Here is a 13,785-nt window from a genome sequence, read left to right as displayed (position 1 = left end):
TCGGTGAAAACCGGCGCGGCGTTTGTCATAGCCCCACGTAGCCCTGGTCCAGAACGCACAAGGGCGACCGACCCCGAAGGATCGACCGCCCTGCGACCTGCCTCGCGCCCGGTTGCCGCGGGGCAGGCCCTGGAGCGTCACGGTCAAACTCGGTTCGACCGCGCTCCCAGCTCTGCCGCCGAAGCGAAGCTTACGCGCCGCCCGGGAAGCGGAACGGGACTTTCACGGTACCGGTCTTGGCACCCATGGGCAGCTTTTCAGCGATGCACATGGCAGCCTTGTCGAAGCCCTTGCCGGCGGCGCTGTTGTCGACGACCTTGCACTCGGACAGCTTGCCGGCGTCGGCCGTGCATTCCAGCATGACCTGGGCGGCGTCGCGTGTGTTGGCATGCTGCTGCAGGCAGCGGCTCATCTGGTCTTCGAAGCCACCCGCAGCGGAAGCGGTTTGTGCGACAAACAGGCTGCAAGCCATGCCGGCGACGATGGCGATCGGATACTTCATAAGGGGTTCCCTGTGGCGATTGGCCGTTGATGACCCTTATGACAGCGGCAAACTAAGGAACTGAAAAAGTTCAGAGTTAACCCTTTCTGACCTTGAACATTCTGGGCAGATTGAGGCCCGGGCCTTCAGGGGGTATGGCTGGCCCATGCCTGTCACACCCTCTCGCCCCCCCTATACCGACGCCGAGATCGGCGGCCTGGCCAAGCGGCTTCTGGATCACAGCCTGCCCAAGGCCGAGTGGACCCATGCGGCGCATCTGGCCGCCACCCTGCGGTTGGTGCGCACCCGCGACGCCGGGCTGGAGCGCGACCTGCCGGGGATTATCCAGACCTACAATGTCGCCGTGGGCGGGGTGAACGATGATGTCAGCGGCTATCACGAGACCATCACCCAGGGCTACCTGACCGCGATCCGCGTCTTTGTCGCCGGCCTGCCGGACGGGATCGGTGACGGCGAGGCCTGCGCCCGCCTGCTGGCCTCGCCCCTGGGCGACAGGGCCTGGCCCCTGACCTTCTGGTCGCGCGAGCGGCTGTTCAGTGTCGCGGCACGTCGGGGCTGGCAGGAGCCGGATCTTAGGCCCCTGATCTGACCTGACCTGATCTGGCTTGACTGACCCACGCGGCGCCGTGGCAGCGTCCCGGGCCTTTTGCGGAGACGCCTGCCATGGTCATCGTCCATCACCTGAACAATTCCCGCAGCCAGCGGATCCTCTGGCTGCTTGAGGAGCTGGGCGTGCCCTATGAGGTCAAGCGCTATGAGCGCGACGCCCAGACCATGCTGGCCCCGGTCGAGCTGCGCGCCATCCACCCCCTGGGCAAGTCGCCGGTAATCACCGACAGCGGCAAGGTCATCGCCGAGACCGGGGCGATCATCGAGTACATCATCGAGACCTATGGCCAGGGCCGGCTGATCCCGGCCGCCGGCACGGCCGATCGGCTGCGCTACACCTACTGGCTGCACTATGCCGAAGGCTCGGCCATGACGCCGCTGCTACTGAAGCTGGTCTTCACCGCCCTGCCGACCCGCGCGCCGGGCCTGTTGCGCGGTCTGGTCAAGGCCGTCGCCAACGGTGCCCAGACCGGTTTCATCGACCCGCAGCTGAAGGCCCATGTCGACTACTGGGACGACGAGTTAGCCAAGTCCGCCTGGTTCGCGGGCAAGGACTTCACCGCCGCTGACATCATGATGAGCTTCCCGCTCGAGGCCGGAGCCGCCCGGGCCGGGGCAGCCTCGCGCCCGCATGTCAAGGCGTTCCTTGAGCGCATCCACGCCCGCCCCGCCTATCGCGAAGCCCTGAAGCGCGGCGGCCCCTACGACTACGCCCAATAGGCCGGCCAGCCGGCCTGGTTCAGATCGTCGCGACCGCCTTTGGTTAAGCTGCAGGTAACCCTGTAGGTGCATGAACTTGAGTCTCCCATCGGCCTTCGCTGGTGGGAGACCTCGAGCTTTAGCCATGCCGAATTCTCAGGGGCCTCCAGGCAGGCCTTCCTCCAGCCTCGGAAGCCTTGCCGCGATTGCCGGAGCAATCGCCGTGGGGCTGATTGCAGCGGTGTCGGTCAATGCCGCGCCGCGCGATCCCTCGCGGGTCGCGGCGGTCTTCCCGCCCTGGTGGGACGCGGGCCGAAGCCTGGGTGCCGGCGGCTCTGCCGGCCAGATCGCCGCCGTCGGCGGCGCACCCTTCATTGTCATTCTGCGGGGCGACCCGGTCGACCTGGCGCGCCGCGCCCGGGCATCCGGAGCCCTGCTGATCCTCGATCCTGATCTCGCGGGCGTCTGCGCCCCCAAGGGAGCCTTGTCATGAGCATCGCTGTTACCAGCCTCGACAGCCAGCGCCAGTTTGGCGGCAAGGTCGTCGAAGGGGCCAGTTGGCTGATGGTGGTCATTGTTGTGGCCGCCCGGTTGATGATGCAGGGCCCGGTTCTGGGCCTGGCTCTCGCCGCCCTGGTCGCGGCCGCAGCCACCACCCTGGCGCACCGGACCGCCGGAACCAACTCGACCGGCCGGTCTCTGATGGGCGTCGCCCTGATGGCCCAGGTCTCCCTGCTGGTCGCGGCCCTGAATGGCCATGGCTGGCAGATCGACATGCATATGGCCTATTTCGCGGCCCTGGCCCTGCTGGTGGTCTTCTGCGACTGGCGCGTCATCGCCGCCGCCGCCGCCGCCGTCGCCGTGCACCACCTGGTCCTGAGCTTCATGCTGCCCCAGGCCGTCTTTCCCGGTTCGGCGAGCCTTGGCCGGGTCATCGTCCACGCCGCGATCCTGATCGTCGAGGCGGGAGCCCTGATCGCCACGACCTTCAGCATCAACGCCATGTTCGACAGCGCCAACAAGGCCCGCGCCGAGGCCGAGAAAGCTGTTGAGGACGCCCATGCCGCCCATAGCGCCGCTGAAAACGCCCGACGCTCCGAAGAATCCGTCCGGGCCGAGACGGCCCAGACCGAGGCGTTCAATGAGATGCAGCACACTGAAGCGGTCGAGGCGATCGCCAAGGGTCTGGAACACCTGGCCAAGGGCGATCTGACGGTCCGACTATCGACGCGCTTCTCGGAGGCTTACGAAGCGCTGCGGGCCGACTTCAATGCGGCTGCCGAACGGGTGCAGGCCGCCCTGATGGATATCTCGGTAACGACCCGCGCGGTCAGTGCCGGGGCTGACGAGATCGCCCACGCTTCCGACGACCTGTCCATGCGGACCGAGCAGCAGGCCGCCAGCCTGCAGCAGACCACCTCGGCGCTCGAGGACATCACGGCCACTGTGCGCAAGACCGCCGCCGGAGCCAAGGAGGCCTCTGACGTGGTGGCCAAGGCCCGCACCGACGCCCAGCGCTCGGGCGAAATCGTCGACCAGGCGGTTGCCGCCATGACCCAGATCGAAGGCTCTTCCAACCAGGTGGGTCAGATCATCGGGGTGATCGACGAGATCGCCTTCCAGACCAATCTTCTGGCCCTCAATGCCGGGGTCGAGGCCGCCCGCGCCGGCGAGGCGGGCCGCGGCTTTGCCGTGGTCGCCCAGGAAGTGCGGGCTCTCGCCCAGCGCTCGGCCGATGCCGCCCGGGAAATCAAGACCCTGATCTCGACCTCGACCCAGCAGGTCGGTGCCGGCGTGGCCCTGGTGGGCCAGACCGGCGAAGCCCTGCAGCGCATCGTCGGTCAGGTCGCCTCGATCGACACCCTGGTCAACCAGATCGCCGCCTCGGCCAATGCTCAGTCGGCAGGCCTGCAGGAGGTCAATACCGCCATGAACAAGATGGACCAGGTGGTGCAGCAGAACGCCGCCATGGTCGAGGAGGCCACCGCCGCCACCCATGCCCTGAAGGGCGAGGCCGGCCAGTTGGCCGCCCAGGTCTCTCGCTTCAAGGTGTCTGACGGGACGATGGCCGCCCATACTGAGGCTTCGCCACAGCCCCGCCAGCGTCCTGCCGTCATGGCGCGTCCAGGCCGCAGCTCGGCGGCGGCGGCCGTCAAGGAAGAGTGGCAGGAGTTCTAGGCCCAGGGGCCCCGGTCCAAACCGGGGCCCCTGGCCTGCACGGCCACCATGAGAGCAAAGGGGATCGCCTCGCCCCTTGCTTATCGTGAACGCGCCTCTTATCCTCTCAGCCCCCAGTCGTGCGCGCCCGCGACGGGACGAATACTCCTCCCAAGGCGAACCGAGCTAAAATCCGCAATGGAAAAAGTGCCGATGACCGCCGGGGGTTATCAAACCCTCGACGACGAACTGAAGCGTTTGAAGACGATCGAGCGTCCGGCAGTGATCGCCGCAATCTCCGAGGCGCGCCAGCATGGCGACCTCTCGGAGAATGCTGAGTATCACGCCGCCAAGGAGCGCCAGGGCTGGATCGAAGGCCGCATCGCCGAGATCGAGGACAAGATCGCCCGTGCGCAGGTGATCGACGTGTCCAAGCTCTCGGGCAAGCAGGTGAAGTTCGGGGCGACGGTCAGCGTCGTCGACGAGGACACCGAGGAAGAGGCCCGGTACCAGATCGTCGGCGATCACGAAGCCGATGTGAAGTCGGGCCGTATCTCGCTGTCATCGCCGCTCTCGCGCGCCATGATCGGCAAGGAAGTGGGCGAGGTCGTCGAGGTCAATACGCCCGGCGGCGTCAAGGCCTATGAGATCCTGAAAGTGGAGTGGCTCTAGAGGCCTCTGGCTCTAGCGCCCAACCCGCGCCATAAAGCGAGACCATGAACAAGGCTGCTCCTCCCGGGGCGGCCTTGTTTGCATGACCGTACTCTTCCGGATGCCGTGTTGAAGACACCTTCGAAGCCACCTCTGATCATCTGGGCGATCTCCGACGGCCGCGCCGGCATCGAGGCCCAGGCCGTCGGCCTGGCCGAGGCCGTGGTGCGCGAGGCGCGCCTCCAGGGCATCGAAGCCCTGATCGAGGTCAAGCGCGTCGGCTGGACCGGCCGCGTCGGTCGCCTGCCCTGGTGGCTGAACTGGTTCCCGCGCCGATGGCTGACGCCGGACAGCGACATCGGAGGCCCTTTCCCGGATCTGTGGATCGCCGCCGGCCGCGCCACCCTGCCCCTGTCGATCCGCGCCAAGCGCTGGTCGGGCGGCAAGACCTATGTGGTGCAGATCCAGGACCCCCGGGTCCCGCCACACATGTTCGACCTGGTCATTCCGCCCAAGCATGATCGCCTCAGCGGCGACAACATCCTGTCGATCACCGGCTCGCCGCACCGGGTGACCACTGCGCGCCTGGCCAGCGAGTACGAGAAGTTCTCCGACCAGATCGACGACCTGCCCCGCCCACGCGTCGCGGTGCTGCTGGGCGGCAAATCCAAGGCCTTCGACCTGTCCAGCGAACGCGCCGCCCAGATCGCCCACCAGATCCAGATTCCGCTGGAGCAGGACGGCGGCTCGCTGCTGATGACCTTCTCGCGCCGCACGCCCGAGCCGGCCCGCGCCCTGCTGACCGCCCGGCTGCGGCATCTGCCCGGCCTGATCTGGGATGGCGAGGGCTCCAATCCCTATTTCGCCTTCCTGGCGGCCGCCGACTACATCCTCGTCACCGAGGACTCGACCAACATGGCCACCGAGGCCGCCTCGACCGGCAAGCCGGTGTTCATCCTGAAGATGGACGGCTCCAGCCTGAAGTTCCGCCTCTTCCACGAAGAACTGGAACGTCAGGGTGCCGCACGTCCCTATGGCGGGGCTTTCCACGGCTGGGCCTATGAGCCCGTCGACGAGACCGGCCGCGCCGCACGCGAAGTACTGGCGCGGATGCGGGGTGTGGCCGTCGTCGAAGTGGAGCCGGTGGTTGAGGCTGAGGCTGAGGCTGAGGTTGCGGTTGCGACTGCGGCCGCTCCCGAACCCGTCCCCACCCCCAAGCCGCCGCGGAAGCCTCGCGCGAGGCCGCAGGCTGCTGCTGACAAGGCACCCCCGAAACCGAAAGTGGCAACCACGGCAAAGAAGGCCGGGACCAAGACCGCAACGACAGTGAAGGCGGCCAGAAAACCGCGACCCAAGCCGGAATAGCCCGCCTGACCGCGCCCTCTTCCCAGGCAAGCGATTTGGGCGAGGAGGGATTCGGCCCTAAACAGGTCCCATGATCCTCGCTGTCCTCCAGGCCCGCATGAGCTCCACCCGCCTGCCGGGCAAGGTGCTGATGCCGATCCTGCGCCAGCCCATGATCGTGCGGCAGATCGAGCGGGTGGCCCGGTCCAGGCGCATCGACCGGCTGGTGGTGGCGACGAGTGACCAGCCCGACGATGATGTGCTGGTCGAGGCCGTGCACAAGGAAGGCATAGCCGTACATCGCGGGCCGCTGGACAATGTGCTGGAACGCTTCATCGGCGCGCTGGACGCCTATCCCGCCGACCATGTGGTCCGCCTGACCGCCGACTGCCCGCTGGCCGACCCCGACCTGATCGACGCGACCATCGACCTGCATCTGGCGACCGGTGCCGACTATGCCAGCAACAGCCCCGAAGGCGCGGCCTTTCCCAAGGGCCTGGATGTCGAGGTGATCACCGCGCAGGGCCTGCGCCGCGCGGCCCGGCAGGCCGACAGCCAGGAAGCCCGCGAGCACGTAACCTGGGATGTCTGGAACCATCCCGACCAGTGGAAGATCGCCTGGCTCCCCGCCGAGCCGGGTCAGGACGCCATCCGCTGGACGGTCGACCGGCCCGACGACTACGCCTTTGTCGCTACGGTCTATGACCAGCTCTATCCGGCCAATCGCCACTTCACCTCCGATGACATCAAGGCCTTTGTCGCCAGTCGACCGGACCTGACGATGTACGGCGGCGACCGGCGCGGATGAGCCGTCCCGCCATCCTGTTCGTCTGCAACGCCGGTCCCGATGTCGGTGGCGGCCATGTGATGCGGTCCCTGACCCTGGCCGAGGCCCTGACGTCGGCGGGGGCGGACTGCGCCTTTCTGGCCCGGCCGGCGGTCGAGGCCGTGCTCGAGGTCTTCGCGCCCGGCACACCCCGCAGCATGGCTGCCGAGCCGTTCGATGCCGTCGTCTTCGATCACTACGACCTGTCGGCCCCCGACCACCGCGCCTTGGCCCGGGGGCGTCCGACCCTGGTGATCGATGACCTGGCCAACCGTCCGCTGGAGGCCGATCTGGTGCTGGACGCCGGACCTGCCCGTCTGGCCCGGGACTATGCCGGCCTGACGCCCCCCGGAGCGATACTGCTCCTTGGACCGAACCATGCGCCCGTGCGCCCGGCCTTTCCGGCCCTGCGCGAAGCGGCCCTGGCCCGCCGCGCGGCTGCAGGCCCCGTGAAGCGGATCCTGGTGTCCCTGGGCCTGACCGATGTGGGCGGCATCACCGGACGGGTCGTCGATCTGCTGTTGTCCCGCCCCGGCGAGGTTGCCCTGGATGTGGTGCTGGGGAGCGGTGCCCCCAGCCTGCCGCGCCTGCAGGCGATGACCGATCCGCGCCTCAACCTGCACATTGATACCCAGGACATGCCCCGCCTGACCCTGGAGGCGGACCTCGCGGTCGGGGCCGGCGGCTCGACCAGCTGGGAGCGCTGCATCCTGGCCCTGCCCACCCTCACCCTGGTCCTGGCCGACAATCAGGTCGCCGCCGCCACGGCCCTGCAGGCGGCCGGGGCCAGCCCCTGCCTGGATGTGGACACACCGGATTTCGACACCGCTTTCGGAGGCGAGATCGACAGGTTGATGGCGGACCAAGGCCTGCGCGCCGCCCTGTCGACGGCCAGCGCCAGGGTCTGCGACGGCGGTGGCGCCGATCGCGTGGCCGCGGCCTTTCTGGCGCGGATTGCCGGCACCTAGGCCCTAGTCTTTGGCCGCCCGCCACAGCGGTCCGACGGCCAGCAACAGGACCAGGATGTTGAACCCGGCATTGGAGGCATTGCCGGAGGCCAGCGACCCGGCGCTGTCCACGACGAACCAGGCCAGAAGACTGGCCAGAACCGCCCGGCGCACGCCTTCCGGTGCGGCATCATGGACCCATTCCGACAGGCACCAGATCAGGACGCCCCAGCCGGTCAGAAAGCCCCCGGTCAGGGCCGACAGAAACACGGTGTCCGGCGAGGCATAGGTTGTTGCGCCATCGATCGGCCAGCTCAGGAGATCGAGTGTCAGCCGGGCCGGCTCCCGCGTGTTCGCCAGGGTGCCGAGAAAGAACACGGGCCCGAAGGACCCGACGATCAGGGCCGTGACCTTCAGCCAGGCCTTGTGGAACTTTTGGGACATCTGCGCCTCCTCCTGATCCCTTGCCCGGGCAGGCTGAGCCCGGGGCTGCTCTGGCTCAATTACCTGCCAGGTTATTGCTGCGGTTCAGGTCCCCTGTGACCATCGCGCTACCCAAACCCTGGAGCGTCATCATGGTCAGCCCTGCCGAAAGCCCCCTCGAGATCGTCCGCCAGTTCATGAAGGCCATGGAGCCGCTGGACTATGACACGGCCCTGAAGCTCGTCGCCGACAACTGCGAATATGTGAATCCGCCGCCCCTGCCGGTCGTCCATGGTCCGGCCGGCGTTCGCAGTTTGCTCGAGCCGTTCTTCGCACCGACCCTGGAAAACGAGTTCCGGGTTCTACGCGAGTCCGCCAGCGGGTCGCTGGTGTTTCTGGAGAGGCTTGACCGCCATCGCCTCGCCGACAAATGGGTCGAGCTGCCGGTGACGGGCGTGTTCGAGGTCCGTGACGGCAAGATCACCTACTGGCGCGACTATTTCGACGCGGCCACGATCATGTCGCAGTGGCCCACCGGCTAGGGACAGGCCCAAGCCCGCTCCCCTTAAGGGAAAAAACCCGGTCGACTGCGACAAACCGCGCTGGATCACCTAACGCCCGTTAACCAAACGTTCGGCGCTTGGGCTGGATTCTGCAGCGACATCGCCGCCGCCGGATTCTCCCGCCATGCCCGCCCTGCCCGATATTCGCGGCCTGAAGTACCCGGACGAGTTCGTCGCCCGGCATTTCTTCAAGCGCGGCCTGCATCAGCGCCGCGGGCGGGTCGTGGAACTGGGCGGGGGAACGGGCAACAACCTCTCGCTCTATGCGGCCTATGGCTGGTCCCTGACCGATGTCGACTATTCGCAGTCGGCTCTGGACGACGCGGTCTTCAACCTCGACGGCCGGGTTGAAACGATCCGCGCCGACCTGTCGCAAGGCCTGCCCGACCTGGGCGAAACGCCCATTGACGTGCTGCTGATCCCCAACCTGCTCTGCTATCTGACCGACGCCCAGGCCAAGGGGGTCCTCACGGCGGCGCGCCGGTCCCTCGCCCCCGGTGCCGAGGTCTTCGTGCGCACCCGGCTGGTCGATGACTATCGTTGCGGCCGGGGCGTGGAGGAGGAACCTCAGGGCTGGCGGCTGGCGACGCCCGAGACCGGCGAGGCCGGACTGTTCAACCTGTTCTACACCGAAGAGGGTCTGGTCCGCCGGCTGGTTGACGAACTGGGCCTGATCGAGCCGACCGCCCTGAAGGTGTCCTTCGACAATCTGCAGAACGGCATGCGCATCGCCCCCAACAGCGATCTGGTGGTGTGGGGAGCGGTGGCATGAGCGAGCGCATTCGCATTGTCGGCGGCGGGCTGACCGGCATTCTGGCGGCCTTCGAAGCCCATCGCCTGGGCTGGCGCGACATCACGATCCAGGAGCGCTTCGAGGCGCTCGGCGGCGTGGCCCGACCCAGGGTCGTGCATGGCCAGGAGATGCGGGACGGCTGCATCTATTTCGGCGGCGCTGGCGACCCCATCGTCGAGACCCTGTCGGCCCACGGCGCAACCTTTGAAGCCTTCGACAACCGGTTTGGCTCTGTCAGCCTGGGGGCCGACGAGCGCCGGGTCTTTACCTGGGACTTCGGCGGGCCGGCCGTCGACTGTGCCGCGACCAGGATCGCTCGCCCGGCCGGCGACAGCCTGGCCGACCGCATCGCCGCCTATCCGCCGGCCATAGCCGCCCGGCTGGACGCCTATTGTCGCTGGCACCTGGACACCGATCTCGACCTTGTCCAGGGCGAGGCGGCCATACCGCTGGCGATCAACCGGGTCTTCCCGGCCGCAGCCGACCTGACCGCCCTGGCAGCGCTGAAGACAACCGATCCCTGGGCTGACGAGCTCTATGCCATTCCGCGGGGCCTGTCGGGCCGCACGGCAAACCTGAGCGCCACCCTGCCGGTCGGTGGCTTCTCTGCCCTGTTCGACACCTGCCACAGGGCCCTGGTGCAGTTGGGGGTCAAGGTCGAGCTCAATGCCCTGGTCTCGCCCCGCGCCCTGCTGGCCGCTCCCCAGGCCGACGAGACCGTGGTCTGGGCCGCCAACCCGACGCCGCTGTTCAAGCCCCTCGGCCTGGCCACGCCCGATCTGCTCAAGAAGAGCTTTGCCACCTATGTCTTCGCCGTCGAGTTCGACGGCCCCTGCCCGGTCTATGTCCAGAACTTCACGGCCCAGGGCGCGGCCTTCCGCGTCTATCTCTATGAGAGCGGCGGCCAGACCCTGGCCGTGGCCGAATGCGTACGCGAGGCCGACCTGGCCAAGCTGCCCGGCGAGATGCGGACCCTGATGTCTGGCTTCGGCGCCCTCAAGGTCGGTGCCCTGCTGCACACGGACGTCAAGCCGCGCTGGATCTACCATACGCTGGACGCCATTGCGGGCCTCAAGGCCCTTCGCCGCGAGCTTGCCGGCCGCTTCGGCACCGCCTTCATCCCGGGGGCCTGGGAGCCCTATGCCAAGGCGGCCAAGCTGTCCGAGGTCAATGCCGCCCTGCTGGCCGCGCGCGAGGACGCCCCCGCACTGGCTCCGACGGCCGCGCTGGCCGGATGACTGCGATGACCACGGCGGCGATCATGCAGCCGACCTATCTGCCCTATCTGGGCTATTTCCAGCTGATGGCGGTCAGCGACGTCTTCGTCTTTCTCGACGACGTGCAGTTCGCCCGGCGCTCGTGGCAGTCGCGCAACCGCATCCTGACGGCCCAGGGCGAGCTGATGCTGACCATTCCGGTCCGGAAACATGACCGCGACACGCCGATCAGTGCGATCGAGATCGACGACAGCCAGGGCTGGCGCGAGAAGCATCTGGCCGCCCTGCGCCATGCCTATGGCAAGCGGCCGGCCTTTGCCGAAGGCTGGGCCTTTGTCTTCGAACAGCTGGCGCAGCATCGGGACGGGCGGCTGGCCGACCTGACCTGCGACATGGCCAGGGCAGCGGCGGCGAAGATCGGCCTGACGCCCCGTCTGGTCCGGGCCTCCGAGCTGGGGGCCGAAGGTGCCCGTTCGGAGCACCTTCTGGCCGTCTGCCGGGCCGTGGGCGCGACCCACTATGTCTCGCCCACCGGCTCTGCGGACTACATGGAAGAGGACGGCGTGTTTGCGGCGGCGGGCTTTCCGGCACGGTTCCAGGCGTTCCGGCCGGTGAGCTACCCCCAAGGACCGGGCGAGTTTGTGCCGTTCATGGGCTTTGTCGACGCCCTGATGAATGTGGGCTGGGCGGGGATGGCGGCCCTGGTATCGCCAAAGCCCTAGCGAACGCCGATCACTTGCCGCATCCTTCCTTGGCAGTTGGGAGGCCGAGCATGTCCAGATCCGTCGTCGTCACAGGGGTTTCCACCGGTATCGGCTGGGCGATCACCCAGGTTCTGGTGGCGGGCGGCTTCCATGTCTTTGGCAGTGTCCGCAAACAGGCCGACGCCGAGCGCCTGCAGACCACCTTCGGGTCCAGCTTCACCCCGCTGGTCTTTGATGTCACCGACGAGGCCGCCGTCAACGCCGCGGCGCGCAAGGTCGAGGCGGCCCTGAACGGCGCGACCCTGGCTGGCCTGGTCAACAATGCCGGCATCGCCGTGGCCGGCCCTCTGCTGCACCTGCCTGTGGACGAGTTTCGCCAGCAGTTGGAGGTCAACCTGACCGGGGTGGTCATCGCGACCCAGGCCTTCGCACCGCTCCTGGGGGCACAAAGTCCGGCACGCACCGATCCCGGCCGGATCGTCAACATCTCCTCGGTCGGGGGCAAGACCGCCAATCCGTTCATGGGGCCCTACTGCACGTCCAAGTTCGGGCTGGAGGGCCTGTCGGAGTCGCTGCGCCGGGAGCTGCTGCCCTTCGGCGTCGACGTGGTGATCGTGGCCCCGGGCGCTGTGGCCACGCCGATCTGGGACAAGGCCGACAGCGTCGATGTCGCCCGCTATGCCAATACCGTCTATGCCCCGGCCCTGGCCGGCATGAAGGCCTTCATGCTGACGATCGGCAAGTCTGGCCTACCGCCAGAACGGATCGGCGAGGCCGTGCATCTGGCCCTGACGACGGCCAGTCCCAAGACGCGCTATGTGATCTCGCCCGATCCCGTGCAGGTCCTGCTGGGCCAGATCCTGCCCAAGCGCATGCTCGACCGGATCATCGGCAAGCGACTGGGCCTGCTGCCCAAGGCTTGAGGTCTCGGAAGCTTGGGCGATTTCGCACGTTCAGGCCGGCAAGCATGGTAGGGTAAGTCAGAGGCGTAACCAAACGCCCCCTGGCGCGTTCCCCCCTGATCGCGGATCGCCGCCAACGGCTCCCCACAGAAGGGAGCGAGCCCCTGATAGCCGACAATCGACAAGACGCCCCCTGGCTGGCCGCGTAGCGCCGCGTCGGACCCCTCGCGGTCCGAGCGCCGTCGCGCGCCTGTCGCCCCGCACCAGAAGAAGTGACCCGCCGATGAAAACCTATCCGGGCACCCGCCCCTCCGGCCCCAAGGGCCTGAACGATTCCCGCTCGACCGGCGGTCAGCCAACCCGCCCGCGCCCGATCGATCCCGATGCCCTCCGGGGCACCAAGACGTGAGCCGCCTGACGCCGGTTCCCGCACGCCAGACAACCGTTTCCGGGGAGGGCAGCGTGATCGCCTATCTGGTGCTGGTTCACCGCTATCCTGAACAGTTCAAGCGTCTGTTCCGGGCGATCCATGACCCCGACAACCACTATCTGATCCATGTCGACAAGAACTCGGGCCCGGCTCTGGAAGCCGATATCCGCGAATTCCTGTCCGCCTATCCCAACGCGGCCGTGCTGGAGAGCAAGAAGGCCCTGTGGGGCGGCTACAGCCTGGTCGATGCCGAACTGCGCGGCATGGAAAAGCTGCTGGAGATGGGCAAGGACTGGAGCTTCTTCATCAACCTGTCGGGACAGGATTTCCCGCTGATGACCCAGAAGCGCATTCGCGCCTTCCTCGCGCAAAACCGGGGCCGCGAGTTCATCCGGGTCCTGGACCAGGCCCGGATGCGTCCCGACACCATGGGCCGGGTGCTGAAACATGTGGTCGAGTTGAAGGGCCGCATCGTCGACACCCTGGCCACGCGACTCTTTCTCGACGGGGCCACCCCCTATATCGGCACCCAGTGGAAGATCGTCAGCCGGACCTTCTGCGACTTCGTCTGCCACGACCCGTCGGTGGAGCGCTACAAGGCCTTCTACCGCAACACCTTCATCGCCGATGAGGGCTTCTTCCAGACCGTGATGATGAACACCTCCACCCATGGCGAGGTGATCAATGACGACAAACGGATGATCGACTGGATCCCCGACGGCGACATCAAGCTGAGGCCCCGCACATTCGTGGCTTCGGACGCCGTGCAGCTGACCACCAGCCAGGACCTCTTTGCCCGCAAGTTCGATGCAACCGAGGATTCCGAGATCCTCGACCTCCTGGAGGCCCATCTGCGCACCCAGGATGTGGCGAACGTGGATGAAGCACCAAGCGCCCCCGCACCGCGACTGCTCGTGGGGGCCTAGGCAAGTCCTCCATCGGCAATGGTGAGTCGCAAACGAAAGCTGTCATCCCGGACAAGTCCGGGATGACAGTCTGTTTTGATCTGAAGCGATCC

At 67.3% G+C, this 13,785-nt stretch carries 17 protein-coding genes; 15 read left to right on the top strand and 2 right to left on the bottom strand.

Translation table 11 applies throughout. From position 1 onward, the window contains the following. Positions 1 to 190: 190 nt before the first annotated feature. Positions 191 to 502: an energy transducer TonB gene (locus ACW17U_RS02370; protein ID WP_492054699.1), complete on the bottom strand. Its 312-nt coding sequence runs from the start codon at positions 500 to 502 to the stop codon at positions 191 to 193. A 145-nt stretch (positions 503 to 647) separates the two neighbouring features. Here ACW17U_RS02370 and ACW17U_RS02365 point away from each other — a divergent pair, with 145 nt between their 5' ends. The 8 genes from ACW17U_RS02365 to pseG all read left to right on the top strand — a co-directional run bounded on the left by ACW17U_RS02365 (position 648) and on the right by pseG (position 7,756). After that, entirely contained in the window at positions 648 to 1,091 is a 444-nt protein-coding gene (locus ACW17U_RS02365; RefSeq protein ID WP_492054698.1) for a hypothetical protein, read from the top strand. A 74-nt stretch (positions 1,092 to 1,165) separates the two neighbouring features. Further along, positions 1,166 to 1,831 (top strand): glutathione S-transferase family protein, encoded by a 666-nt coding sequence (locus tag ACW17U_RS02360; protein WP_492054697.1) that lies wholly within the window; start codon positions 1,166 to 1,168, stop codon positions 1,829 to 1,831. 202 nt (positions 1,832 to 2,033) lie between these two features. Further along, positions 2,034 to 2,303, top strand: coding sequence for a hypothetical protein (locus tag ACW17U_RS02355; RefSeq protein WP_492054696.1), 270 nt, complete (start codon positions 2,034 to 2,036; stop codon positions 2,301 to 2,303). Then, entirely contained in the window at positions 2,300 to 3,988 is a 1,689-nt protein-coding gene (locus ACW17U_RS02350) for a methyl-accepting chemotaxis protein (protein ID WP_492054695.1), read from the top strand. Before ACW17U_RS02355 ends, ACW17U_RS02350 begins: the two co-directional genes overlap by 4 nt. A 177-nt stretch (positions 3,989 to 4,165) precedes the next feature. Further along, positions 4,166 to 4,639 carry a transcription elongation factor GreA gene (gene greA, locus ACW17U_RS02345; protein ID WP_062148828.1) on the top strand — a complete coding sequence of 158 codons (474 nt, stop codon included), beginning with the start codon at positions 4,166 to 4,168 and terminating at the stop codon, positions 4,637 to 4,639. A gap of 108 nt (positions 4,640 to 4,747) precedes the next feature. Then, complete coding sequence (locus ACW17U_RS02340; RefSeq protein ID WP_492054694.1) at positions 4,748 to 5,983, top strand: mitochondrial fission ELM1 family protein; 1,236 nt, start codon at positions 4,748 to 4,750, stop codon at positions 5,981 to 5,983. 70 nt (positions 5,984 to 6,053) lie between these two features. Then, positions 6,054 to 6,770, top strand: a complete 717-nt coding sequence (locus tag ACW17U_RS02335; protein ID WP_492054693.1) for a cytidylyltransferase domain-containing protein — start codon at positions 6,054 to 6,056, stop codon at positions 6,768 to 6,770. Then, entirely contained in the window at positions 6,767 to 7,756 is a 990-nt protein-coding gene (gene pseG, locus ACW17U_RS02330; protein WP_492054692.1) for a UDP-2,4-diacetamido-2,4,6-trideoxy-beta-L-altropyranose hydrolase, read from the top strand. The genes ACW17U_RS02335 and pseG overlap by 4 nt, the downstream gene beginning before the upstream one ends. Before the next feature lie 3 nt (positions 7,757 to 7,759). Here the strand turns inward: pseG and ACW17U_RS02325 are convergent, their stop codons facing one another. After that, positions 7,760 to 8,179: a hypothetical protein gene (locus ACW17U_RS02325; protein ID WP_062148839.1), complete on the bottom strand. Its 420-nt coding sequence runs from the start codon at positions 8,177 to 8,179 to the stop codon at positions 7,760 to 7,762. Between the two features lie 131 nt (positions 8,180 to 8,310). Between ACW17U_RS02325 and ACW17U_RS02320 the strand changes: the two genes are divergently transcribed. The 7 genes from ACW17U_RS02320 (at position 8,311) to ACW17U_RS02290 (ending at position 13,693) form a co-directional block, all read left to right on the top strand. Beyond that, complete coding sequence (locus ACW17U_RS02320) at positions 8,311 to 8,700, top strand: limonene-1,2-epoxide hydrolase family protein (protein WP_492054691.1); 390 nt, start codon at positions 8,311 to 8,313, stop codon at positions 8,698 to 8,700. 145 nt (positions 8,701 to 8,845) lie between these two features. Then, complete coding sequence (locus ACW17U_RS02315) at positions 8,846 to 9,493, top strand: class I SAM-dependent methyltransferase (RefSeq protein WP_492054690.1); 648 nt, start codon at positions 8,846 to 8,848, stop codon at positions 9,491 to 9,493. After that, complete coding sequence (locus ACW17U_RS02310) at positions 9,490 to 10,752, top strand: NAD(P)-binding protein (protein WP_492054689.1); 1,263 nt, start codon at positions 9,490 to 9,492, stop codon at positions 10,750 to 10,752. Before ACW17U_RS02315 ends, ACW17U_RS02310 begins: the two co-directional genes overlap by 4 nt. A 5-nt stretch (positions 10,753 to 10,757) precedes the next feature. After that, positions 10,758 to 11,453, top strand: coding sequence for a WbqC family protein (locus ACW17U_RS02305; protein ID WP_492054688.1), 696 nt, complete (start codon positions 10,758 to 10,760; stop codon positions 11,451 to 11,453). Positions 11,454 to 11,503: 50 nt separating this feature from the next. Further along, positions 11,504 to 12,358 carry an SDR family NAD(P)-dependent oxidoreductase gene (locus tag ACW17U_RS02300; protein WP_492054687.1) on the top strand — a complete coding sequence of 285 codons (855 nt, stop codon included), beginning with the start codon at positions 11,504 to 11,506 and terminating at the stop codon, positions 12,356 to 12,358. A 262-nt stretch (positions 12,359 to 12,620) separates the two neighbouring features. Further along, entirely contained in the window at positions 12,621 to 12,746 is a 126-nt protein-coding gene (locus tag ACW17U_RS02295; RefSeq protein ID WP_166504260.1) for a hypothetical protein, read from the top strand. Beyond that, on the top strand, positions 12,743 to 13,693 hold the full coding sequence (locus tag ACW17U_RS02290; protein ID WP_492054686.1) for a beta-1,6-N-acetylglucosaminyltransferase: 951 nt from the start codon (positions 12,743 to 12,745) through the stop codon (positions 13,691 to 13,693). The genes ACW17U_RS02295 and ACW17U_RS02290 overlap by 4 nt, the downstream gene beginning before the upstream one ends. Positions 13,694 to 13,785 lie beyond the last annotated feature (92 nt).

This window comes from Caulobacter sp. AVps16, from assembly GCF_058681455.1.
This window is presented reverse-complemented; position numbering and strand designations above follow the sequence as displayed.

Excerpts from the sequence above, each read along its gene's own strand:
- ACW17U_RS02370 (WP_492054699.1), bottom strand. The coding sequence starts at position 502 with ATGAAGTATCCGATCGCCATCGTCGCCGGCATGGCTTGCAGCCTGTTT.
- ACW17U_RS02365 (WP_492054698.1), top strand. The coding sequence starts at position 648 with ATGCCTGTCACACCCTCTCGCCCCCCCTATACCGACGCCGAGATCGGC.
- ACW17U_RS02360 (WP_492054697.1), top strand. The coding sequence starts at position 1,166 with ATGGTCATCGTCCATCACCTGAACAATTCCCGCAGCCAGCGGATCCTC.
- ACW17U_RS02350 (WP_492054695.1), top strand. The coding sequence starts at position 2,300 with ATGAGCATCGCTGTTACCAGCCTCGACAGCCAGCGCCAGTTTGGCGGC.
- greA (WP_062148828.1), top strand. The coding sequence starts at position 4,166 with ATGGAAAAAGTGCCGATGACCGCCGGGGGTTATCAAACCCTCGACGAC.
- ACW17U_RS02335 (WP_492054693.1), top strand. The coding sequence starts at position 6,054 with ATGATCCTCGCTGTCCTCCAGGCCCGCATGAGCTCCACCCGCCTGCCG.
- pseG (WP_492054692.1), top strand. The coding sequence starts at position 6,767 with ATGAGCCGTCCCGCCATCCTGTTCGTCTGCAACGCCGGTCCCGATGTC.
- ACW17U_RS02325 (WP_062148839.1), bottom strand. The coding sequence starts at position 8,179 with ATGTCCCAAAAGTTCCACAAGGCCTGGCTGAAGGTCACGGCCCTGATC.
- ACW17U_RS02320 (WP_492054691.1), top strand. The coding sequence starts at position 8,311 with ATGGTCAGCCCTGCCGAAAGCCCCCTCGAGATCGTCCGCCAGTTCATG.
- ACW17U_RS02315 (WP_492054690.1), top strand. The coding sequence starts at position 8,846 with ATGCCCGCCCTGCCCGATATTCGCGGCCTGAAGTACCCGGACGAGTTC.
- ACW17U_RS02310 (WP_492054689.1), top strand. The coding sequence starts at position 9,490 with ATGAGCGAGCGCATTCGCATTGTCGGCGGCGGGCTGACCGGCATTCTG.
- ACW17U_RS02305 (WP_492054688.1), top strand. The coding sequence starts at position 10,758 with ATGACCACGGCGGCGATCATGCAGCCGACCTATCTGCCCTATCTGGGC.
- ACW17U_RS02300 (WP_492054687.1), top strand. The coding sequence starts at position 11,504 with ATGTCCAGATCCGTCGTCGTCACAGGGGTTTCCACCGGTATCGGCTGG.
- ACW17U_RS02295 (WP_166504260.1), top strand. The coding sequence starts at position 12,621 with ATGAAAACCTATCCGGGCACCCGCCCCTCCGGCCCCAAGGGCCTGAAC.